Origin of the sequence: Rhizobium anhuiense bv. trifolii (assembly GCF_024346605.1) — a bacterium.
Classification (GTDB): domain Bacteria; phylum Pseudomonadota; class Alphaproteobacteria; order Rhizobiales; family Rhizobiaceae; genus Rhizobium; species Rhizobium anhuiense.
The window spans coordinates 465955-488354 of record NZ_CP098804.1 but is presented as its reverse complement, the minus strand read 5'-3'; the positions used below and the strand labels follow the sequence as shown (position 1 = coordinate 488354).

The 22400-nt window shown below is 61.6% G+C and carries 19 protein-coding genes; 8 read left to right on the top strand and 11 right to left on the bottom strand.

Translation table 11 applies throughout. The annotated features are described in order from the left end of the window. Nucleotides 1-376: 376 nt before the first annotated feature. From gfa to NE851_RS33960, 9 genes are read right to left on the bottom strand one after another with little or no spacing between them, the layout of a single operon-like run. Nucleotides 377-949, bottom strand: a complete 573-nt coding sequence (gene gfa, locus NE851_RS34000; RefSeq protein ID WP_127431825.1) for an S-(hydroxymethyl)glutathione synthase — start codon at nucleotides 947-949, stop codon at nucleotides 377-379. A gap of 54 nt (nucleotides 950-1003) precedes the next feature. Then, on the bottom strand, nucleotides 1004-1840 hold the full coding sequence (fghA, locus tag NE851_RS33995; protein WP_127431826.1) for an S-formylglutathione hydrolase: 837 nt from the start codon (nucleotides 1838-1840) through the stop codon (nucleotides 1004-1006). 3 nt (nucleotides 1841-1843) lie between these two features. Further along, nucleotides 1844-2971 carry an S-(hydroxymethyl)glutathione dehydrogenase/class III alcohol dehydrogenase gene (locus NE851_RS33990; RefSeq protein WP_254962502.1) on the bottom strand — a complete coding sequence of 376 codons (1128 nt, stop codon included), beginning with the start codon at nucleotides 2969-2971 and terminating at the stop codon, nucleotides 1844-1846. Between the two features lie 34 nt (nucleotides 2972-3005). Continuing rightward, on the bottom strand, nucleotides 3006-4670 hold the full coding sequence (locus tag NE851_RS33985; protein ID WP_254962501.1) for an electron transfer flavoprotein-ubiquinone oxidoreductase: 1665 nt from the start codon (nucleotides 4668-4670) through the stop codon (nucleotides 3006-3008). Beyond that, nucleotides 4671-5369 (bottom strand): dimethylsulfonioproprionate lyase family protein, encoded by a 699-nt coding sequence (locus NE851_RS33980; RefSeq protein ID WP_063476712.1) that lies wholly within the window; start codon nucleotides 5367-5369, stop codon nucleotides 4671-4673. A 14-nt stretch (nucleotides 5370-5383) separates the two neighbouring features. Further along, nucleotides 5384-6313 carry an electron transfer flavoprotein subunit alpha/FixB family protein gene (locus NE851_RS33975; protein ID WP_254962500.1) on the bottom strand — a complete coding sequence of 310 codons (930 nt, stop codon included), beginning with the start codon at nucleotides 6311-6313 and terminating at the stop codon, nucleotides 5384-5386. A gap of 23 nt (nucleotides 6314-6336) precedes the next feature. Next, entirely contained in the window at nucleotides 6337-7086 is a 750-nt protein-coding gene (locus tag NE851_RS33970; protein WP_127431935.1) for an electron transfer flavoprotein subunit beta/FixA family protein, read from the bottom strand. Nucleotides 7087-7119: 33 nt separating this feature from the next. After that, nucleotides 7120-7722 (bottom strand): dimethylsulfoniopropionate lyase, encoded by a 603-nt coding sequence (locus NE851_RS33965; RefSeq protein WP_097545401.1) that lies wholly within the window; start codon nucleotides 7720-7722, stop codon nucleotides 7120-7122. 47 nt (nucleotides 7723-7769) lie between these two features. Then, nucleotides 7770-9806, bottom strand: a complete 2037-nt coding sequence (locus NE851_RS33960) for an NADH:flavin oxidoreductase (protein WP_127431934.1) — start codon at nucleotides 9804-9806, stop codon at nucleotides 7770-7772. Between the two features lie 147 nt (nucleotides 9807-9953). Between NE851_RS33960 and NE851_RS33955 the strand changes: the two genes are divergently transcribed. The 8 genes from NE851_RS33955 (at nucleotide 9954) to NE851_RS33920 (ending at nucleotide 19715) form a co-directional block, all read left to right on the top strand. Then, nucleotides 9954-10583, top strand: a complete 630-nt coding sequence (locus tag NE851_RS33955; RefSeq protein WP_063474169.1) for a TetR/AcrR family transcriptional regulator — start codon at nucleotides 9954-9956, stop codon at nucleotides 10581-10583. 11 nt (nucleotides 10584-10594) lie between these two features. Further along, complete coding sequence (locus NE851_RS33950) at nucleotides 10595-11389, top strand: pyrroline-5-carboxylate reductase family protein (RefSeq protein WP_063474168.1); 795 nt, start codon at nucleotides 10595-10597, stop codon at nucleotides 11387-11389. A gap of 67 nt (nucleotides 11390-11456) precedes the next feature. After that, nucleotides 11457-12458: an ABC transporter substrate-binding protein gene (locus NE851_RS33945; RefSeq protein ID WP_063474167.1), complete on the top strand. Its 1002-nt coding sequence runs from the start codon at nucleotides 11457-11459 to the stop codon at nucleotides 12456-12458. Between the two features lie 95 nt (nucleotides 12459-12553). After that, nucleotides 12554-13441 (top strand): ABC transporter permease, encoded by an 888-nt coding sequence (locus tag NE851_RS33940; RefSeq protein ID WP_047616819.1) that lies wholly within the window; start codon nucleotides 12554-12556, stop codon nucleotides 13439-13441. Continuing rightward, nucleotides 13434-14513, top strand: a complete 1080-nt coding sequence (locus NE851_RS33935) for a quaternary amine ABC transporter ATP-binding protein (protein WP_047616821.1) — start codon at nucleotides 13434-13436, stop codon at nucleotides 14511-14513. Before NE851_RS33940 ends, NE851_RS33935 begins: the two co-directional genes overlap by 8 nt. Nucleotides 14514-14616: 103 nt before the next feature. Then, the gene (locus NE851_RS33930; protein ID WP_127431933.1) at nucleotides 14617-16602 is read left to right on the top strand and encodes an oxidoreductase; all 1986 of its coding nucleotides are present in this window, start codon (nucleotides 14617-14619) and stop codon (nucleotides 16600-16602) included. Beyond that, nucleotides 16602-17606, top strand: a complete 1005-nt coding sequence (locus NE851_RS33925; RefSeq protein WP_047616823.1) for an Ldh family oxidoreductase — start codon at nucleotides 16602-16604, stop codon at nucleotides 17604-17606. The genes NE851_RS33930 and NE851_RS33925 overlap by 1 nt, the downstream gene beginning before the upstream one ends. A gap of 1110 nt (nucleotides 17607-18716) precedes the next feature. Further along, the gene (locus NE851_RS33920; protein ID WP_047616827.1) at nucleotides 18717-19715 is read left to right on the top strand and encodes an AraC family transcriptional regulator; all 999 of its coding nucleotides are present in this window, start codon (nucleotides 18717-18719) and stop codon (nucleotides 19713-19715) included. A gap of 51 nt (nucleotides 19716-19766) precedes the next feature. Here NE851_RS33920 and NE851_RS33915 read toward each other — a convergent pair whose 3' ends face one another. Together NE851_RS33915 and NE851_RS33910 are read right to left on the bottom strand one after the other, a co-directional pair. Next, nucleotides 19767-20051 (bottom strand): hypothetical protein, encoded by a 285-nt coding sequence (locus NE851_RS33915; RefSeq protein WP_063474165.1) that lies wholly within the window; start codon nucleotides 20049-20051, stop codon nucleotides 19767-19769. Then, on the bottom strand, nucleotides 20048-22342 hold the full coding sequence (locus NE851_RS33910) for an FdhF/YdeP family oxidoreductase (RefSeq protein ID WP_254962499.1): 2295 nt from the start codon (nucleotides 22340-22342) through the stop codon (nucleotides 20048-20050). Before NE851_RS33910 ends, NE851_RS33915 begins: the two co-directional genes overlap by 4 nt. Nucleotides 22343-22400 lie beyond the last annotated feature (58 nt).

Genomic DNA, 22400 nt, shown 5'->3' with positions numbered 1-22400 from the left:
GGCCAGTCGTTGCTCTACGCCGTGAAAATGGCACGCTTGTCGGAGGGAGTCAATAATTGTGTACTTTGCGTACACAATTAGTATTTATAGAATACACAATGATGCCGAGCGCTATGGTCGCGATGCCTGTCAGGCGCCGCTTTAACGTGCTGACAATGATCGACATTCCGCGGCGGCGACCGTCGCGGCGTTCTTGCCAGCGGATCATCGTGGCAGGTCGGTGAGAATGTCTCTGGAGTTGACGTCGATACGACGTCGGTCATCAGGCCTCGAAGCCTGGACGCCGGCGACCCGGCGAGCGGCCATTGCGGAATATCTCGTTTCCGGTGGCGGCGGTTTTGTCGGGGAGCGCCGGCCCGGCGCTCCCCGGGGTCGATTAAGAAGCCAGAGCGCCGCTCTTCTTGGCGGTCCACGTGGCCATGTAGTCCATAAGGCCAGGGTTTAGGCAATCGTAAGGCTCGAGGCCGGACGCCCTCAACTGCGCCCTGACGGCGTCCATCTTCGCGGGGTCGAAGCCGCTCTCGATGATCGACGACACGAAGGCCGCAAAGCCCGGCTTCGCCCAGCCGCTTTCCTGGAAGCGTTCCGGATGGACGAAGGACAATCCCTGGAACGGATGTTCGCGCACAACCGGCCCATACATATGCACGCCGCATTCCTTGCAGGCGTGGCGCTGGATCAAGGCGGCGGAATCGACGACGGCGAGCTTATCGCCGTTCTCCAGCACTTCGACGCTTTCGGTCGGAGCGACCGCCACGACCGAGAAGACGGCGCCCTCGGGCTTCCAGCACTTGGTGCAGCCACAGGCGTGATTATGGGCGATATCGCCCTTGATCTTCACCTTGACCGGATTGCTTGCGCATTTGCAGACGAGCGTCCCGCCTGCGAAAGCAGCGTCAGTCGCCCGAAAGCCTGAATCCACTGCCGGATGTATGGCTATGCTGGTCATGGGTTTCTCCTCCCCTTCTGGGCCGTTTGCGATATGCCCGGCCAAGCTCTGCAATCAGTCTCCCAATCTCCGCGCGTGCCAGCGCAGATGGTCTTCCATGAATGTCGAAATGAAGAAGTAGGAGTGGCCGTACCCGTCCTGCATGCGAAGCCGCAGGCTGATGCCGGCCGTCTCGCAGGCCTGCCTGAGCTCTTCGGGGCGCAATCCGTCCTGCAGGAAGCTATCCGCCGTGCCTTGGTCGACGAGGAATTCCGGGAACCGGTGCCCGTCTTCGATCAGCGAGCAGGCATCATAGGCCCGCCAGTTCCTTTCATCCGATCCGAGGTATTTCTGGAATGCCGGCTTTGACCAGCCGGAGACCGAGGGATGGCTGATCGGCGCGAAGGCCGAGCAGCTGCCGAAGCGTTCGGGGTGCTTGAGCGCGATCGTGATCGCGCCATGTCCCCCCATCGAGTGGCCGAAGATTCCCTGCCGCGTCATGTCGACCGGAAACTCGGCCGCGATAAGGTTCGGCAATTCATCGACGATGTAGCTGTACATCCGATAATTCTGTGCGAACGGCGGCTCGGTGGCGTCGACGTAGAAGCCGGCACCCTTGCCGAACTGCCAATTATCCGGCTCGTCCGGGACGGTATCGCCCCGCGGACTGGTGTCGGGGCAGACGATGATAATACCGAGTTCTGCGGCAAGACGCCGATACTCTCCCTTTTCCATGACGTTCGCATGGGTGCAGGTCAGACCGGATAGGTACCATAGAACCGGCAACTTCCGTACTTTGGCCTGCGGCGGTAGGAATACCGCAAAGGTCATGTCGCAGTCGCAGACATCCGAGCGATTGATGTAAACGCCCTGGGTGCCGCCATGAGAATTTTCGGTTGAGATGGTTTTCATGGCTCAGTACACGACCACGCCGCGGATGGACTTGCCCGTATGCATCAGCTCGAAGCCCTTGTTGATGTCTTCGAGCGGCATGGTGTGGGTGATCATCGGATCGATCTGGATCTTGCCCTGCATGTACCAGTCGACGATCTTCGGCACGTCGGTGCGCCCGCGGGCGCCGCCGAAGGCGGTGCCCATCCAGTTGCGGCCGGTGACCAGCTGGAACGGCCGGGTGGAGATCTCCTGGCCGGCGCCGGCCACGCCGATGATGATGGACTTGCCCCAGCCGCGATGGCTGGCTTCCAGCGCCTGGCGCATCACCTTGGTGTTGCCGGTGCAGTCGAAGGTATAGTCGGCGCCGCCGATCAGGTCGCCGTTGCGTTTGGTCAGGTTGACCAGATAGGGCACAATGTCGTCACCGACCTCCTTCGGATTGACGAAGTGGGTCATGCCGAACTTTTCGCCCCATTCCTTGCGATCACTGTTGATATCGACACCGATGATCATGTCGGCGCCGGCAAGCTTCAGGCCCTGCAGCACGTTGAGACCGATGCCGCCAAGGCCGAAGACGATCGCCGTCGAACCGATCTCGACCTTGGCGGTGTTGATGACCGCGCCGATGCCGGTGGTGACGCCGCAGCCGATGTAGCAGATCTTGTCGAAGGGGGCGTCGGGATTGACCTTGGCAAGGGCGATCTCCGGCAACACGGTGAAGTTCGAAAAGGTCGAGCAGCCCATATAGTGGTGGATCTTGTCCTTGCCGATCGAGAAGCGGCTGGTGCCATCCGGCATCAGCCCCTGGCCCTGGGTCGCGCGGATCGAGGTGCAGAGGTTGGTCTTGCGGGACAGGCAGGAATAGCACTCGCGGCATTCCGGCGTGTAGAGCGGAATGACATGGTCGCCCTTCTTCACCGAGGTGACGCCCGGGCCGACATCGACGACGATGCCGGCGCCCTCATGGCCGAGGATGGCGGGGAAGAGGCCTTCCGGATCGGCGCCCGACAGGGTGAAATCATCGGTGTGGCAGATGCCCGTCGCCTTGACCTCGACCAGCACTTCGCCGGCCCGCGGCCCTTCCAGCTGCACAGTCATCACTTCGAGCGGTTTTCCGGCCTGAACGGCAACGGCGGCGCGAACGTCCATTTTGATATCCTTCCCTTAAATCGAATTCTGGCAGTTACATATTCGGATAGACCGGCCCCTCGCCGCCCTGCGGCGGCACCCAGTTGATGTTCTGGTTGGGGTCCTTGATGTCGCAGGTCTTGCAGTGCACGCAGTTCTGGGCGTTGATGACGAAGGTGTCCTGCCCGTCCTTCTCCACCCACTCATAGACGCCGGCCGGACAGTAGCGCGTCGACGGGCCGGCATAGATATCGTGCTCGGAACGCTTCTGCAGGCCCATGTCCTTGACCTTGAGATGCACCGGCTGGTCTTCCTCGTGATTGGTGTTCGACAGGAACACCGAGGACAGACGGTCGAAGGTCAGGACGCCATCCGGCTTCGGATAGGCGATCGGCTTGTGCTGGGCGGCAGGCTCCAGCGACTGCGCATCGGTCTTGCCGTGTTTCAGCGTGCCGAAGACGGAAAAGCCGAACAGCGTATTGGTCCACATGTCGAAGCCGCCGAGCGCCACACCGAGTGCGGTGCCGAACTTCGACCACAGCGGCTTGACGTTCCTCACCCGCTTCAGGTCGCGGCCGATGTCGCCCTTGCGCCATTCGTTCTCGATCTCGGTGACCTCGTCATGGCTGCGGCCGGCTTCGATCGCCGCCGCCAGCTTCTCGGCCGCCAGCATGCCCGACAGCACCGCATTGTGGCTGCCCTTGATGCGCGGCACGTTGACGAGACCGGCCGAACAGCCGATCAGCGCCCCGCCGGGGAAGGTGAGCTTCGGCACCGACTGGTAGCCGCCCTCGGTGATGGCGCGCGCCCCATAGGACAGCCGCTTGCCGCCCTCGAAGGTTCCGCGAATGGCCGGATGCGTCTTGAAGCGCTGGAATTCCTCGAAAGGATAGAGATAGGGGTTCTTGTAGTTCAGATGGACAACGAAGCCGACCGCCACCAGATTGTCTTCCAGGTGATAGAGGAAGGAGCCGCCGCCGGTCTTCATGCCCAGCGGCCAGCCGAAGGAGTGCTGCACCAGGCCAGGCCGGTGATGCTCGGGCTTGACCTGCCAGAGTTCCTTGATGCCGATGCCGAATTTCTGCGGTTCACGATCCTTCTGCAGATCGAACTTGGCGATCAGCTGCTTGGCGAGCGAGCCGCGCACGCCCTCGCCGATCAGGGTATATTTGCCGAGCAGCTCCATGCCGCGGGTATAGTTGGGTCCAGGCTCGCCGTTCTTCTCGATGCCCATGTCGCCGGTGGCGACACCGATCACCGCGCCCTCTTCATTGTAGAGCACTTCGGTGGCGGCAAAGCCCGGATAGATCTCGACGCCGAGTTCTTCGGCCTTGGTCGCCAGCCAGCGACAGACGAGCCCAAGCGAAACGATGTAATTGCCATGATTGTTCATCAAGGGCGGCATCAGCACATTCGGCAGGCGAACAGAGCCGGCCGGGCCGAGCAGCAGGAAGTGATCGGCGCTGACCTCGGTCTTGAACGGGTGCCCCTCCTCCTCACGCCAGCCGGGCAGCAGCCGGTCGATGCCGATCGGATCGACGACCGCACCAGACAGGATATGCGCCCCGACCTCAGAGCCCTTCTCCAGCACGACGACCGAGAGGTCCGGATTGACCTGCTTCAGCCGGATCGCCGCCGCAAGACCGGCCGGACCGGCGCCGACGATCACAACGTCGAATTCCATGCTCTCGCGTTCGGGCAGATCAGTCGTCTCGGTCATCTATTTCGTCTCCGGCTCGATCTGGCACCAGACCGCGAGAAGCGGCCGGGCCGTGCATCTTATCGCGAAGGATTGCCCGGCATCGTTCGCGAAGACTGTGCCGGTAGCGGCAGAAAACCATTGGGAATCGCCAAGGGAGATTTCAGCGGGCGAAAGCAGGAGGAAGGCACGGGGCTGCGTCTGAACATGATCGGGGAAACGGGTGTAGCGATCCATGTAGATCACGCCGACCCTGAGATCGGCGCGTTCCTCCATGCCGCCCGGGCCGACGACAACCGCATGGGAATGCGTGTCGCCAAAATTCAGGCTTGCAAACGGGCCGGAACGGCCGCGTCTCCAGAGCAGCTTGTCGGCGAGACTATGGAACTGGCTGGCGATCGCCTCATATTTCCGTCCCGATTTCGCAAGATGGGCGATGGCGTCATCAAGCCCTTCCGGCGTGCCGGGAAGGGACCCGCCCTCGGGGCGCACCTTGCCGGTCTTGAGCAGCCTCTGGAGAACCTTGCCCGCGACGAAGCTGGCGACGGCGGGAGCCTCCGCCGACAACATCAGCCCGCCGACATCGTTGAGGAATTCCTGCAACGGCCGAGAACGCCTTTCCCTTCCGATGTCGTGGAGCCGTATATATGCCGGCTTCTCGTCATCGTTCAGGAGAAGGTCGGCACCAGGTTTGATTGGACGTCCCACCGTGCGCGCCACGTTCGGTCTCCCCGCTAAAGCGCCTTTTGCAATTCCGGCAGGACGTCGAAGAGATCGGCGACCAGTCCGTAGTCGGCGACCTGGAAGATCGGCGCCTCCTCGTCCTTGTTGATGGCGACGATCACCTTACTATCCTTCATCCCGGCCAGATGCTGGATGGCGCCTGATATGCCGCAGGCGATATAGAGCTGCGGCGCCACCACCTTGCCGGTCTGGCCGACCTGCCAGTCGTTCGGCGCATAACCGGCATCGACGGCCGCACGGCTTGCCCCGACGGCAGCCCCGAGCTTGTCGGCGAGCGGCAGGATGACCTCCCGGAATTTTTCCGCCGAACCCAGCGCCCGGCCGCCTGAGATGATGATCTTCGCCGAGGTCAGTTCCGGACGGTCGGAGGCCGACAGCGCATCGGCGACGAAGCGCGACAGAGCGGGATCGGAAACCGCTGCAACCGTCTCGATCGGCGCGGAGCCGCCTTCGGCTGCAGAGGCGAAGGAGGCGGTGCGCACGGTGATCACCTTCTTGGCATCGGTTGCCTGCACCGTCTGGATGGCATTGCCGGCATAGATCGGCCGTTTGAAGGTATCGGCAGAGATCACCTCGATGATCTCGGAGACCTGGGCGACATCGAGCAGGGCAGCGACGCGCGGCAGCACATTCTTGCCGACCGACGTCGCAGCCGAGAGGATCGTGTCATAGCTGCCGGCCAGCGAGACGATCAGGTCGGCCAGCGGTTCGGCCAGGTTGTTGGCCAGCGCATCGCTTTCGGCCAGCAGCACCTTGGAGACGCCGGCAAGCTTGGCCGCCGCATCGGCAGCAGCCTTTGCGCCCTTGCCGGCGACCAGCACATGCACGTCGCCGCCGATCTTGGTTGCGGCCGTCAGCGCCTTGGCGGTCTGGTCGGAAAGGCTTGCATTGTCGTGGTCAGCCAGAAGAAGAATGGTCATGATGAGGGCTCCCTGGTTCTGGCTTAAAGCACGCCGGCTTCGTTCTTGAGCTTGTCGACCAGCTCGGCGACCGACTTGACCTTGACGCCGGCCTTGCGGCCGGATGGCTCCTCGGTCTTCAACACTTTCAACCGCGGCGCTGTGGAGACGCCAAAGTCGGCAGGAGACTTCTTGTCGAGCGGCTTCTTCTTCGCCTTCATGATATTCGGCAGCGAGGCATAACGCGGTTCGTTCAGGCGCAGGTCCGAGGTGACCACCGCCGGCAGCTTGATCTCGATCGTCTGCAGGCCGCCATCGACTTCGCGGGTGACGGTCGCCTTGCCATCGCCGATCTCGATCTTCGAGGCGAAGGTCGCCTGGGCCGAACCAAGCAGTGCCGCCAGCATCTGGCCGGTCTGGTTCGAATCGTCGTCGATCGCCTGCTTGCCGACGATAACAAGGCCGGGCTGTTCGGCATCGGCGACCGCCTTGAGGATCTTGGCAACCGCCAGCGGCTCGACCGCATCGTCGGTCTCGACCAGGATTGCCCGGTCGGCGCCCATGGCGAGTGCCGTCCTCAGCGTCTCCTCGGCCTTGGCAGGACCGATCGACACCACGACAACTTCCTCGGCCTTGCCGGCTTCCTTCAGCCGCAGCGCCTCTTCCACCGAGATCTCGTCGAACGGGTTCATCGACATCTTCACATTGGCAAGCTCGACACCCGTGCCATCCGGACGAACCCGGATCTTCACGTTGTAGTCGACAACCCGTTTGACTGGCACGAGTATCTTCATGGGTGACCCCCTTTATTTCTAGACTACCGGCCGTCAGTGCGGCCGTTCGGCAAGCAATGCCCAGAAGGCGAAGAGCGGCGTGTCGAGCGACCTCATGGCATGTTTGATGCCAGGGAGATTGTAGAAGGATCCGCCGATACCAGGCGAAAACCAGTCCCCTTCCCCCTGCTGGAATTCTCCCTCGGAAAGCACGAGGTAGACTTCCTCCGGTGCATGGTCGTGATCGGGGTAGCGCATGTGAGGCGCCATCAACGTCACGCCGATCCACAGGTCGCTCCGCTCCTCCAATCCTCCCGGGCCGATGATCATCGCATTGGCATGGCCATCGACAAAATTGTCGCTGGCCGTGTGGTCATACTTGGTGCGCCGACGCCATTCAAGCATTGGCTCGATGCCTTTGAACCCCTCGATCAAACGCGTCAGCGAAGGATAGGACGGATCGATCGAGAGCGCCACATCAAGGAGCGCACACACGGGCAATCGGCTTCCTTCCCCTGCGCGTGCATCTCCCGGGCATTCCAGCGCCGTAGAAATCTGACGAATCGAGCGACGGGCTTCCGGCGCCCTGGCAAACTGGTCGAAAGCCCCGAAAGCCGCATCCACAAAAATCTCGAGGCTTTCATTCCGCAAACTCATGTCATCACCTCCCGAAACGCCCCCCCGACAGGCGGCTGATCTTGCGATCAGATATCTTTTGCGATGCGCAGTCCGTCATAGACGGCGGCATGCGTGTTGCGTGCGGCCACGGCATCGCCGATCCGGAACAGCTGGAACCTGCCGTCGGGATTGCGGACGACGGACTGAGGTTCTCCAGACAGAAGCTGGTCGTGCGACATTTCGCCGAGATTGCTCGAACTGGGTTTCAGTTCGAAATAGAGCTCATCGAGCGGGATGGTCCCATGATTGACGACGATCTGGTCGAAGCTGTGCTGCCTGGCAATCCCGCCGTAATCGCTGCCGATATGAGCGACCAGCTGGTTGCCGCTCTTCTCGACGGCTTCCAGACGGTAGGTGACGGTGAAGGTCACGTCGTGCTTCTGAAGAGAACGCATATAGGGCACCAGGTTCATGGCCATGACCTCAGGCGCGAAGGACCGGTCCGGCGTCATGATCTCGACCTTGGCACCTGCCTTGGCGATGAACTCCGCCGCCTGCAGGCCGGCATGGTCGCCGGCATCGTCGAAGATCAGCACGTTGGTTCCAGGCTTCACGTCGCCGGAAATGATGTCCCACGAAGAGACCACCAGCTCGTTGCCGCTCGTGAGAACCTCGGTATGCGGCAGGCCGCCGGTCGCAATGATGACGACATCGGGATTTTCGGCCTCGATGGTGTCGGCTTCCGCCCAGGTGTTGAAGTGGAAGGTGACGTCGTATTTCTCGCACTGGCTCATGCGCCAGTCGATGATGCTGATCATCTCCCTGCGGCGCTCACTCTGGGCGGTGAGCCGGATCTGACCGCCGGGATTGTTCGCCGCCTCGAAAACGACGACCTGATGGCCGCGTTCCCCGGCGACGCGCGCCGCTTCCAGACCGGCCGGGCCGGCGCCGACGATGACGACTTTTTTCCTGGCGTCGGCCTTCGCCACGATATGCGGCATCGTCAGTTCGCGGCCGGTGGCGGCATTGTGGATGCAGAAGGCGGCGCCGCCCTGGTAGATGCGATCGAGACAGTAATTGGCGCCGACGCAGGGGCGGATATCCTCTTCCCGTTTTTCGATGATCTTGCGGACGATGTGCGGATCGGTCATGTGGGCGCGGGTCATGCCGATCATGTCGACTTTCCCGGCCGCGATCGCGTGACGCGCGGTCGCGACGTCCGGTATCTTGGCAGCGTGGAACGTCGGAAAATTGGTCGCGGCCCGGATTTCACCGGCAAAATCCAGGTGCGGAGAGTTTGCCATGCCCTGGATCGGAATGACATCCGTCAAACCCGCATCGGTATCGATGTGGCCCCGAATGACGTTCAGATAGTCGATGAGGCCGCTATCGCGGAGCCGCTTGGAAATCTCCATGCCTTCGGCCTTGCCGGTACCGCCGGGAAGACATTCGTCGGCGGTATAACGAACGCCGAGGATGAAGTCGTCACCCACCCTTTGCCGGATCGCCTTGAACACATCGAGACAGAAGCGCATGCGGTTTTCGATAGAGCCGCCATAGGGACCATCGAGTTCGTTGGTCAGCGGCGACGCGAACTGGTCGATCAGATGGCCGTAGGCCTCCAGCTCGACACCGTCCATGCCGCCCGCCTTCATGCGCTCCGCAGCATCGGCGAAATCCTTGATGATGCGCTCGATGTCCCAATCTTCCATCTTCTTCGGGAAGGCGCGGTGGGATGCCTCGCGATGATGCGACGGCGCCACGACCGGCAGCCAGTCGCCCTTGTCCCAGCGCGTGCGCCGGCCGAGATGGGTGAGCTGGATCATGATCGCCGCCCCCTCTTCATGCACGGCGTCGGTCATTTCCCTGATCCACGGGACGATCTCGTCCTTATAGGCGAGCAGGTTGTTGAAAACCGGCGGACTGTCCCTGGACACCGCGGCCGAGCCTGCGGTCATCGTCAGCGCCACGCCGCCCTTTGCCCGCTCCACCGTATAGGCGCGATACCTCTCCTTCGGCATGCCGTCTTCCGGATAGGCAGGCTCGTGGGAGGTCACGATGAGACGGTTGCGCAGCTTCAAATGCTTGAGCTGATAGGGCTGAAGAAGGGGGTCATTCGACATGGGCCGTGGTTCCGGATTAAAAACGTCAGAGGAGACGCTAAGCATAATGTACATAAGTGTCAACGAGGAAAACAAACGGGTCGTTATTTTCGACACTGATGTACATTTTTCTTGTGCGTGGTTTGATAATTTGATAGGAAACACCCCATGGATCAGGCTTTGAACGACACTGGCTGGCGCGGATCACAGGAGGGATGGCTGGAAGCAGCGTATCACTCCCTGCTGGATTCCGGGGTGGATTCGGTGAAGATTCTGCCGCTGGCGAAGAAGCTCAATCTCTCTCGCACGAGCTTCTACTGGTTCTTCAAGGATCGGGAGGAGCTGTTGGCCGCGCTTGTGGCGCGCTGGCGCGATAAAAACACCGGCAACATCGTCAAGCAGTCGGAAGCTTATGCGGAATCGCTTGCCGAGGCGATGCTCAACGTCTTCGATTGCTGGCTCAACAATGATCTGTTCGACGCCAGGTTTGAATTCGCCGTGCGCAGCTGGGCGCTGCAGTCCGACGAGATTCTCGCCGAAGTCCGGCAAGCCGATCAGCTTCGCCTGGAAGCGCTCAAGCGCATGTTCATCCGGTTCGGACTACCAGAAACGACATCAGATGTCAGAGCGCGAACAACTTACCTCGTTCAGATCGGCTATATCTCCATGCAGTCCAGGGAGGAACTCGCCGTCCGCATGAAACGGATTCCAGAGTATATTGCGATCTACACCGGCGAAGTGCCGCAGCAGAGGGAGCTCGATCGCTTCTTCTCCCGGCATGGCCATAGGCCCGGTTAGGGAAGGCCGAGATGAGCGTTTCCTTGAGGATCGGTATCATTGGCGGCGGCGGATGGCTTGGCGGAGCAATCGCCGGCTCGATCCTCGATGCCGGCCTGGTCGGTCCTCGAAATCTCTCCCTCTCCTATCGCAGCGAGCCGCCGCGCCGTTTCCCGAATTCTTTCCTGACCACCGACAATCAGGAGCTTGCCGACCGCTCGGATGTGATCCTTCTCTCCGTTCGTCCGGCCGACTGGCAGGCCCTGGAGTTCGATGCCGGCGGCAGGCTCGTCATCTCTGTCATGGCGGGCATCCGCTTGGGCGCACTTTCGGAACGCCACAACACCGCTCGCGTCGTCCGCGCTCTGCCGAATGCCGCTGCCGAAGTAACCAGATCCTATACGCCCTGGACTGGCACAAGCGACGTCACGGAAGACGATCGAGCAGTCGTCCGCGCCATTTTCCAGGCATGCGGATCTGAGGACGAGGTCGGAAGGGAAAGCGACATCGACTATCTCACCGGCCTTTCCGGATCCGGACCGGCATTCCCGGCGCTGCTCGCAGCCGCCATGATGAGCGACGCCGTCGCCCATGGCCTGCCGGCGGAGATTGCGCAGCGGGCCGTCAACACGGTGATGACAGGCGCCGGCCGCCTGCTGGAGCGCCGTGACGAATGTCCTGACGACGTCGTTCAAACCTTTCTCGCCTATCGCGGCACCACCGCAGCAGCCATCGAAGGCATGCGCGCTGCCGGGTTCAACGCTTCCGTCGCCAAGGGACTGTCGGCGGCATTCAAGAAATCGGTGAGTATGGGAGACGCTTCCTGACAACCGTTGGAGCGGGTTCCTGCGGCGCCCCGCTCGTCAAAATCGGCCGCTAAGCAGAGGGAACGAAATGAAAAAACTACTTGCATCGACATGCCTGACATTCGGCCTGATCGGCGGGGCGTCTTTCGCCAGCGCCGCCGAATGCGGCAGTGTGACCATCGCCAGCATGAACTGGCAGAGTGCAGAGGTTCTCTCTAACCTCGACAAGTTCATCCTGAACGAAGGTTATGGCTGCGAGGCCGACATCACCGTCGGCGACACCGTCCCGACGATCACCTCCATGGCCGAAAAGGGCCAGCCCGACATCGCGCCGGAAGCCTGGATCGACCTGCTTCCCGATGTCGTCAAGAAGGGAACGGATGAAGGCCGGATCGTCCAGGTCGGCTCTCCGCTGCCCGATGGCGGCGTACAGGGCTGGTGGATTCCCAAATATGTTGCCGATGCCCATCCCGATATCAAGACCATCGGCGACGTGCTGAAGCATCCGGAACTCTTCCCCGATCCGGAAGATCCGAAGAAGGGCGCCATCTACAACGGGCCGCAGGGCTGGGGCGGCACCGTCGTGACCACGCAGCTCTACAAGGCCTTCGAAGCCGAGAAGGCCGGCTTCACCCTCGTCGATACCGGCTCAGCCGCCGGCCTCGATGGTTCGATCGCCAAGGCTTACGAACGCAAGGAAGGCTGGGCCGGCTATTACTGGGCGCCGACCGCGCTGCTCGGCAAGTATCAGATGGTCAAGCTCGAAGCCGGTGTGCCGCAGGATGCAGCCGAATGGAAGCGCTGCATCACCGTCGCCGATTGCCCCGATCCGAAGCCGAACGCATGGCCGGTCGATCACGTCGTGACCTTGGTTGCCAAGCCCTTCTCGGAAAAGGTCGGGCCTGAGGTCATGGACTATCTGACGAAGCGCTCCTGGAGCAATGACACGGTCAACAAGCTGATGGCGTGGATGACCGACAACCAGGCAACCGGCGAAGATGGCGCAAAGCACTTCCTGAAGGAAAACAAGGACCTCTGGACAAAGTGGGTCTCGCCTGAGGCAGCCGCGAAGATCGAAGCTGCGCTTTAACGCCGACTATTGCGGTGCGCTCAAAGCGCACCGCCTCTCGCTGCCGATAAAATCAAAAAGACTGCCGCGGCTCTTTGAAGAAAAAGGGGAACCGAATGGAATGGTTTTATAAATTCCCGCATATGGATGATGATGCCCTTCGCAATCTGAAGAAGGCGATCGATGACGGCTTTCGCGCCTTTACTCGCAGCTATGGCGACGCGATCGAAAGCCTCTTCTCCCCGCTGCAGCATTTTCTCATCGCCGCCGACCGCTTCATGACGCAGACGCCGTGGCCGATCATCACATCCATCATCCTTGTGATCGCATGGTTTGCGAGCCGCAGCCTGAAGATCGTCTTCGGCTGTCTCGTGACACTGCTGCTGATCGGCTATTTCGACATGTGGGACGATACGATGCGGACGGTCTCGATGATCTTCGTCTGTACCGTGCTCTCGATCGCCATCGGCATCCCGATGGGGATCCTGATGGCGCGTTCCGACCGGCTGCAGCGCGTCATCAACCCGATCCTCGACGTCATGCAGACCATGCCGAGCTTCGTCTACCTGATCCCTGTCGTCATGCTGCTCGGCATCGGCAAGGTGCCGGGACTGATCGCCGTCGTCATCTACGCCATCCCGCCGATGATCAGGCTGACCGACCTCGGCATCCGCCTGGTCGACAAGGACGTGCTGGAGGCGGCCGACGCCTTCGGGACATCGAGCTCGCAGAAACTGTTCAAGGTCCAGTTGCCGCTGGCGCTTCCCACCATCATGGCCGGCATCAACCAGACCATCATGATGGCGCTCGCCATGGTCGTCGTCGCCTCGATGATCGGTGTCCAGGGTCTTGGCCAGCCGGTTCTGAAGGCGATCGCCAACCAGTACTTCACTCTGGGCATTTTCAACGGCCTTGCCATCGTCGGCATCGCCATCATCTTCGACCGGGTCAGCCAGGCATATGGCAAGAGGCTCCAGAAGCATCGGGAGATCGTCCATGGCTGATCAACGTTTCGGCGGCATCAAGATCCGCCATCTCTACAAGATCTTCGGTCCCAATCCTGCCGCTTACGTCGATGCCGTCCAAAAAGGATTGTCGAAGACCGAGCTCAACCAAAAGCATGGCCACGTGCTGGGCTTGAGCAATATCAATATCGAGATACCTTCGGGCCGCATCCAGGTCATCATGGGCCTTTCGGGTTCGGGCAAATCGACCCTCATCCGCCACATCAATCGTCTGATCGATCCAACCGCCGGCGAAGTGCTTGTCGACGGCGTCGATGTCGTGAAAATGAACGAGACCGAATTGCGGGCGTTTCGCCGGCACCAGACGGCCATGGTGTTTCAGAAGTTCGCGCTTCTGCCGCACCGGAATGTTCTCGACAATACCATCTTCGGCCTCGAAGTGCAGGGCATGGAGCGTTCGAAAGCCGTCGACGTCGCCATGCGCTGGCTGGAGCGGGTCGGTCTCAAGGGCTTCGAGCAGAAATATCCCAACCAGCTCTCCGGCGGCATGCAGCAGCGTGTCGGCCTGGCGCGCGCCCTTTCCAACGATGCGCCGGTCCTTTTGATGGACGAAGCCTATTCGGCGCTCGATCCCTTGATCCGCACGGATATGCAGACGGTCCTTCTCGACATTCAGAGGGAGATCAAGAAAACCATCGTCTTCATCACCCACGATCTCGATGAAGCCCTTCGCCTGGGCGACCAGATTGCGATCCTGCGCGACGGCGAAGTCATCCAGCAGGGCACCAGCCAGGACATCGTCCTGCGTCCGGCGGACGATTACATCGCCAACTTCGTCAAGGAGGTTAATCGCGGCCGCGTCATCCATGTCGAAGCCGTCATGACCCCCCTGCATTCCGGCGCAGTACCCGGCGGATTGACGATTGCGTCAGGCACGACAGTCGAAGAGGCCGTCCGGATCCTGGCATCGGCGCCGGACGACGATGCCAGGGTGATTTCACCATCAGGCGAAGCATTGGGTCTCGTCACCTTCCGCCAGCTCGCAGGCGCGATGGTGAACTCGCAGGAGGTGGCTCCCCGACGCGATAGCGCCCTCTCGGTCGCACTCTGAAGCTCAAATGCGGCCGTCTCTCCGTTTCGTTGGCGATACCGATATCGGGCACGCCGCCATCGCAGGAAATGGAAAGTCGGCCGCCTGACGCTTGGGGATCACCATGTCGAAACTCTTCCCGCGTCTGTTTTCGCCCGTCAGTCTGCGCGGACACATTTTGCGCAACAGGATCGTCTTCGGCGCGCATACGGCAAACATGGCGAACAACGGCGTGCCCGGCGACCGGCATGTTGCCTATTATGCCGAGCGTGCGATCGGCGGCGCCGGAATGATCGTGGTCGAACCGATGCCGGTCCATCCCGCCGCCGTGTTGACGCGCGGGAATTTTCTTCCCGGCGACGATAGTGTCGTCCCTCATTTCAGGAAGGTCACGACGGCGATCAGGGAAAACGGCGCGGTCGCGATCCAGCAGCTCTACCATGTTGGCGCGCATGGAGATTCCGATAATTCATACCACCCGCATTGGTCGCCGTCCGGTCTGCCCAGTTATCACGACAGCGACGGCTCGCATGCCATGAGCGAGGCGGAAATCTCAGAAACCATCGACGGATTCGTGCAGGCGGCGCGCCGCTGTCATGAGGCCGGTTTCGATGGCGTGGAGGTCTGGGCGGCCTATCTCGGCCTCATCGAGCAGTTCTGGACGCCCTGGTCGAACCGGCGAGAGGATCAATGGGGCGGTTCGCTCGAAAATAGGACACGTTTCTCGCGCGAGATCACGAGCCGCATCCGGGCGGTCTGCGGTCAGGATTTCATCATCGGGCTTGCGATCAGCGATGAGCCCGATCATAGCGTCGCGCTGACGCGGGACGAGCTTGCCGAGATCGTCGCCCTCCATGACGATCTCGGCCTCGTCGACTACGTCACCTGCGGCTCGGGCGGCTATCTCGACTTCCACAAGCTGATGCCGACATTCCTTTACCAGGAGAAGCTCGGCGCCGATCTCGCTGCGACGATCAGGCGGTCCGTCAAGCATGCGCTCGTCATCGCCGAAAGCCATATCAGAACGCCGGAGAATGCCGAAACCGTTCTGGGAGAAAGAGCGGCGGACCTGGTCTCGATCGTCCGCGGCCAGATCGCTGATCCCCATCTCGCCCGAAAAGCCGGCGAAGACCGCCCCGACGATGTTCGCGGCTGCATTTCGTGCAACCAGATGTGCTGGGGCCGGCGCTCGCGTGATTATTGGATAAGCTGCCTCATCAACCCGTCGGCCGGACGGGAATACCAATGGGGCGGCGACCGCTTCAGCCCGGCCGGCCAGCCGAGAACGGTGCTGGTGGTCGGCGGCGGGCCTGCCGGTCTGGAAGCCGCCCGTGCAGCCGCGGAGAGAGGCCACCGGGTCATCCTCGCGGAAGCCTCCAGCCGGCTCGGCGGCAATTTCCTGCTGGCCGGACTGCAGCCTCGCCGCGCGCAGATCCTCGACCTCATCGGCTGGTACGAGCGGCAGCTGACGAAACTCGGCGTCGAGATCCGGCTCAACTCTTATGTCGAGGCATCGGATGTCGAAGCGATCGGCGCGGATGCCGTCATCCTGGCGACAGGTTCCTATTCTCCCGAAACCGGCTTCCAGAAGGCTCTGCCCTCGGTCGAGACGCTGCCCGGCATCGAAAAGGGAAACGTCTTCACCATCGAGGCTGTCATGGCGCGGCAGGCAAGGCCGGGCAAAAGGGTCCTGCTGCTCGACGAGGGTGGCGGCTGGCGCGGCTGCGGAACCGCCTGGAAGCTCGCCGAAGATGGGCACCTGGTGACCATGCTCTCGCCCGATCCCTTCATCGGCAAGGAACTTCAGCGCACCACCGCCGACGTACCGCTGCGTCGGACCTTGAAGAGGCTGGGTGTCCAATGGCGTCTGGAGGTCAGCGTGCTGGCGTGGCACGGCAACGGCGTCACCCTGCTGGATCACAATACCGGCGAGCATTTCTTCGAGGAAGGCGACAGCCTGGTGCTCGCCACCACCAATGCAGCCGCCAACTGGCTCGGCGAAGAACTGCGCTCGAGCGGTCGCCATATCGTGGAGATCGGAGACTGCGCCGCGCCGCGCCAGGCGCCCTATGCCTTCTATGAGGGCAGGCGAGCCGCATTGGAGCTGTGATGACCGGGCAGAGGATCAGAATGCCGATCGACGAGCTCCGCCAACTGGCGCTCGAAGCCTGCCTCGCCTGCGGCAGCAGCCAGGCCATGGCGAAGGCGCTCATCGATGCAACGCTGTCGGCTGCCCGTTTCGGACGCCCCGAGCTGGGTTTTCCGCATTTCGTCGATTATCTCGCCAGCCTGCGCGAGGGGCGGATCAACGGAAACGCCAAGCCCCGCTTCAACCATGTGCTGCCGGCCCTGATCCAGGCCGATGCGGATGGCGGCATAGCGCAGCTCGGCTTTGACCTCATTTACGACGACTTCACGAAACGCGTGAAAACCTTCGGCATTTCAGTCTTCACGCAGAAAAACAGCTATACCGCCGGGGAACTGGGATATTACATCAGGCGCCTGGCTCAGGACGGATTGATCTCCATCGCCGCTGCCAACGGCCCACCATTGATGGCCGCCGCCGAGGGCGGTGAGCGCGTTTACTGCACAAATCCGCTGGCCTTCGGCGCGCCCATGCCGGCCCCTTTGCCGCCTCTCGTCATCGACCAGGCGACGAGCGCTACGGCCTTCGTCACCCTTGCCGAGGCGGCCAAGGCGCAGTCGCCGATCGCTCACGGCATCGCCATCGATGAGACCGGCGCAATCACCACTGATCCGGTCAAGGCGATGCTCGGCGCGCTCCTGCCCTTCGGCGGCTACAAGGGCGCCAATATCGCCCTTGTCGTCGAGATGCTTTCCGCGGGTCTTTCCGGGGCCGCATGGTCGCTCGATGCAGGCCACTTTCTCTCAGGCGAGCATCCGGTCAATGCCGGAATGACCGTGATCGCGCTCTTTCCCGCAGCAGTAGATCCGGATTTTCAGGCGCGAGCCACGGCCCAATTGGAGCGGCTGCGCGCCAAGGGAGTTCGCATCCCCGGCGACAGAGCGATGTCCGCATGTACCGCGGAAACCGATAGCCTCGAAGTCGACGCAGCGGTGCTCGAAACGATCCGCCGCTTGTGCCTTCAGTGAAAGCAAATCATTACCAAGCCGAAGAAGCGCGCGCACTGCGGACCAGTGCGCAACCATGGCGACAATGTCCTCGTTCGGCTAATTGAGAAACTAAAGATCTCTATCCACTTTGCGCAGCGCATTGCGCAGAACAGACGGCTTCAGGGGAGCGGCTTCATATACATTTTGCGCAAGATCAGTCCAGACTGCGCCACGAAAAGCCGCTCGGCCGACAATATCGGGACCGGACAATTGCTCCATAGCTGAGGAACAGTAAGATCAATCCCGACCAATGCCATGATGGTTTGCGGTCCTAAAACCAAACCCGTTCATCCATCACCCCCAAAAGGATGGAAGGGATCATACATACGCACTCTATCCCGTGCGTATGCCTGCATGCCTGTCAGCCTGCCGAAGGCCCTCTTTAAGCGGTCCACTATAGAACCTTCGGCAGGCGACTGCGCGACTTGCGAAATCGGGGGCCCACTCGATAAGCTTCAGATATCGCTCCTCTCGGCAAGACCCGCTGCATTTGAGCCCGCCGAGCGCGGCCGCGTTTTTTTCGGACGTGCCAAGGCCGCTCTATCACTTTGAATCAAAATCCTAAAACGCGTCGCATGAATTCGCATTGGCGCGATGCGCTGTATAGTGGCCTGGCGGATACACGCGATAAATTTACCCTTCTGCGTAATCGTTTCATCATCAGCCCGATGGCTTGCCAACTGTTCCGAGTTCTGCCAGTTCCTGCCGTCAGGCTGCGAAAAACGGATGCGATGGGAACTCTTGGCAATGCATTTAACGGGTTGGTTTTATTGACGCTTGTCACGCCCGCGTTTCGTCTGCATCGGCTTACGCAAACCACCGATCCCGATGCCGACACCACGTGCAGGTTCCCCTGCTCCGCTGAGACCTGCTGCGCTGCATGCTCCGATCGGCTAATATATAGCCACGCCTCAGTAATCAATCACGTCCACAGGCCCTGACGAAGCGGAGGAGGATGGTCGATGGTATCAGGCGAAGCGATTGGAGGTGCATGCATCAATATGTCAGCGCTATCATGGATTGCGCCGGCATCGGCGAGCGACGGAGAAGGACAAGTCAACACAGCCCCATTGAAACGATAGGAGCGGCATGACGGAAAATAGCACTGCCCCATTCTCATTTCGATTTAGCGGTTCGTCCTTCGACAACATGGTCGAAACGCTGGGCGGCGCCTTTGGCGCATTTGATGCCGAGCCTGTCGGCCGCAGCCAGGACTTCCATTGGGGATTGGATTTCTCGGCATGTGACAGTGCCGTCCTGCTCACCGGTTATCATGAGGCGGAATTTCAGTTCAATATCGAGCCGACCGTCGATACGGCCGAATATCTGTCGATCGTCGTGCCGCGCAGCGGCGGCATGGGGGTCACCTATGGGTCGCGCGTCGCCGAGGCCGGGCAAGGAAAATTGCTTCTTTACAATAATTTCGAGCCCAACAGCGTCATCATGCATGGGCGATCGAACGTCATCGACGAGTTGCTGATCAACTGGCCGCTCATCCTCCAGACGATCGGCCAGACTTTCGAGATGCCGTTCAGCGGCTCTCTCGACCTGCTGCCAGAACTGGATCTGTCCAAGCCGGAAGGCCGGCTGATCAGCAATCTCACGGAAACGATCATCGCGGGCATGCGCGACGATGGTCCCTTGCTGCAGTCGCCGATCGCCATGGCGCATATGACGCAGGCGCTGGCCGATCTGGTCGTGCGCCTGGTGCCGCACCGGCTGTCGCATTTCCTGGAGAATGGCCCGGCCCTGATCGCTCCCCGGCATGTCCGCCGGGCGATTGAATTCATGCACGCCAATATCGATCAGCCGATCACCATGCCGAAGGTCGCCGAAGCGGCCGGCGTATCCAGCCGGGCGCTCGAAACCGGTTTTCGTGCCTTCAGGGGAACCTCTCCCGCCGCCTACCTCTTGACCCTTCGTCTGCGTGCGGCGCGCCAGGATCTGCTCGATCCCGAGAGCAAGGACACCATGAAGGCCATCTGTCTCAAATGGGGCTTCTTTCATTTCGGCCGGTTTTCCGCGGTCTATAAAAACACCTACGGAGAATACCCTTCCGACACCAGGAAGCGCGTGATCCGGCGATGATGGCCTCGGCTTGCGGCGAGTAAGCGGGCAGCCCGCGGCCGACGCAAGGGGCTACGCCTCGTCCCTCGGCGGCAATGTGTAATGCACTCTCATCGTCCTTGGATCGCGCTTGACGATCTGCAGCACGCCCTCGCGTTCCGCCAGGGCGTTGAGTTCCCTCAGCACGAGAGAATGCGCTATCCCCAGCATGCGCGCAAAGGTGCGGCTGTCACGCGCAATCCCCAGCTCCGCGGCGACGAGCAGGCCGGCTTGTATCGACGTCAATTGGGCATCTCTGCCTTGCGCCGCCGCGACGAGGGCAAGAAAGCGATCGACCTCGGCTGCCTCTACGCTCACGCGGCTTTTCGCCGGCGGAAGGACACCATGATCGATTTCGAAGTGGGCGTATCGCTTTCCCTGCCGGCGCTGCCAAGCGGCACGAGCACGTTCAGTTCGGGGTAATAACCCGCTATGCTTCCCCGGGGGATGTCATAGGGCACAAAGCGGAAATTCTCAGCGATGCGCTCGATACCGTCCTCATGCTCGCCGACCACGTCGACCCGGTCGCCGGCCTCGGCATGCATCGCCTGCAGATCCGCCGGGTGAATGAAGATGACCTGCCGCTCCCCGTAAACGCCGCGATATCGGTCATCGAGGCCATAGACCGTCGTATTGTATTGATCGTGCGACCGGAAGGTCTGCAGGGCGAAACGCCCCTCACCCCTTCGCGCCCGCTGATGCACCGTCTCTTCCGGAAGCGGCTCGGCAGAGAATGACGCCTTGCCTGCCGGCGTATCCCACTCCCGGTGGGCAGCCGTGTTGCGCAGGTGGAAACCGCGCGGCTTGCGCAGGCGCGCATTGTAATTTTCGAAGCCCGGGATAGTCGCTGCGATATGATCGCGAATGCGGTCGTGGTCGCCGGCGAGCTCTGTCCAGTCGACCACGGCGGCGCCGACCGTCGCTTGCGCAATGCCAGCAATGATGGCGACTTCCGAGAGGAGATGCGGTGAGGCAGGGCGATTGATGCCGGCGGAACCGTGCACCATGCTCATCGAATCCTCGACGCTGACGAGCTGGGAGTTGCCCGCCGCGTTCAGATCCATCTCGGTGCGCCCGAGGCACGGCAGGATGAAGGCGGTTTCGCCGGGCATGAGATGCGAATGATTGGGTTTGGTGGCGATGTGCACCGTCAGCTTCAGCCGCCGCAGCGCCTTCTCGACAAGGGCGCTGTCGGGGGTGGCGCGGGCGAAATTGCCGCCAAGCCCGATGAAGGCCTCGGCCGAGCCGTCGAGCATCGCGCCGATGGCGGCAAGGACATTGTGGCCATGTTCGCGGGGAACGGCGAAGCGGAAGTGTTTCTCCAGCACATCGAGGAAATCGTCCGACGGCTTTTCGTTGATGCCGACGGTGCGGTCACCCTGCACGTTGGAATGCCCGCGAACCGGGCAAAGGCCGGCACCCGGCCGGCCGATATTGCCGCGCAGGAACATGAAATTGGCGATCTCGCGGATCGTCGCGACCGAATGCAGATGCTGGGTCACGCCCATCGCCCAGGTGCAGATGACCTTCTCGGCGTTGATATAGACATCGGCGGCCCGCTCGATCTCCTGCCGGCTCAGTCCCGATTGGTCCTCGATCTCAGCCCAGCTCGTCGCCTCGACCGCTGCCCGGTATTCCGCAAAACCCGCGCAGTGTTCGGCGAGAAATGCATGGTCGAGAACGGAGGGCAGACCGGCGGCGACCGCTGCCTCTTCCGCAGCCAGCACGGCCTTCGCCATCCCGCGCACCGCGGCCATGTCGCCGCCGAGTTGCGGCTGGAGATAAAGGCTGGCGATGTCGGTCGAACCGCCGCGCAGCATCTCGATCTTGTCCTGCGGATCGGAGAAGCGCTCCAGGCCGCGTTCGCGGATCGGATTGAAGACGACGATGCGCGCGCCGCGGATCGCCGCCCGGCGCAAGTCGCCGAGCATGCGGGGATGGTTGGTGCCCGGGTTCTGCCCGATCACGAAAATCGCATCGGCCTCTTCGAAATCCTCCAGAAGCACCGTGCCCTTGCCCACACCGACCGCCTGGCGCATGGCGATGCCGCTTGCCTCGTGGCACATGTTGGAGCAGTCGGGAAAATTGTTCGTGCCATAGACGCGCACGAAGAGCTGGTAGAGGAAGGCCGCCTCGTTGCTCGCCCGGCCGGACGTATAGAATTCCGCCCGGTTGGGATGATCGAGCCCCTTGAGAACGGCTCCGATTTCGGCGAAGGCATCCTCCCACGCGACCGGCAGATAACGGTCGCTCGCCGTATCGTAGCGCATCGGATGCGTCAGGCGGCCGTTGAGTTCCAGCTCATAATCCGTCAGCCGGCGAAGCTGCGATACCGTATTGTCAGCGAAGAAAGCGGGCGTTGCCCGCTTCTCCGTCGCCTCCCAGGCGACGGCCTTCACACCGTTTTCGCAGAATTCGAACGACGATCCGTGTTCCGGATCGCCCCAGGCACAGCCCGGGCAATCGAACCCATCCGGCTGGTTCGCCTTCAGCATCGTCCGCGCCCCGGAAATCGGCATGCCGCTTTGAAGCAACTGCTTCCCGCAGCTCTTCAACGCGCCCCAGCCGCCGGCTGCCGCCGATTTCTTGCCAATGAATTTTTTGTCCATGCGCCCTGTATTGTCGAAGCGAGGAAAACATCAAGGCCGCAGGAGCGATGGATCGATA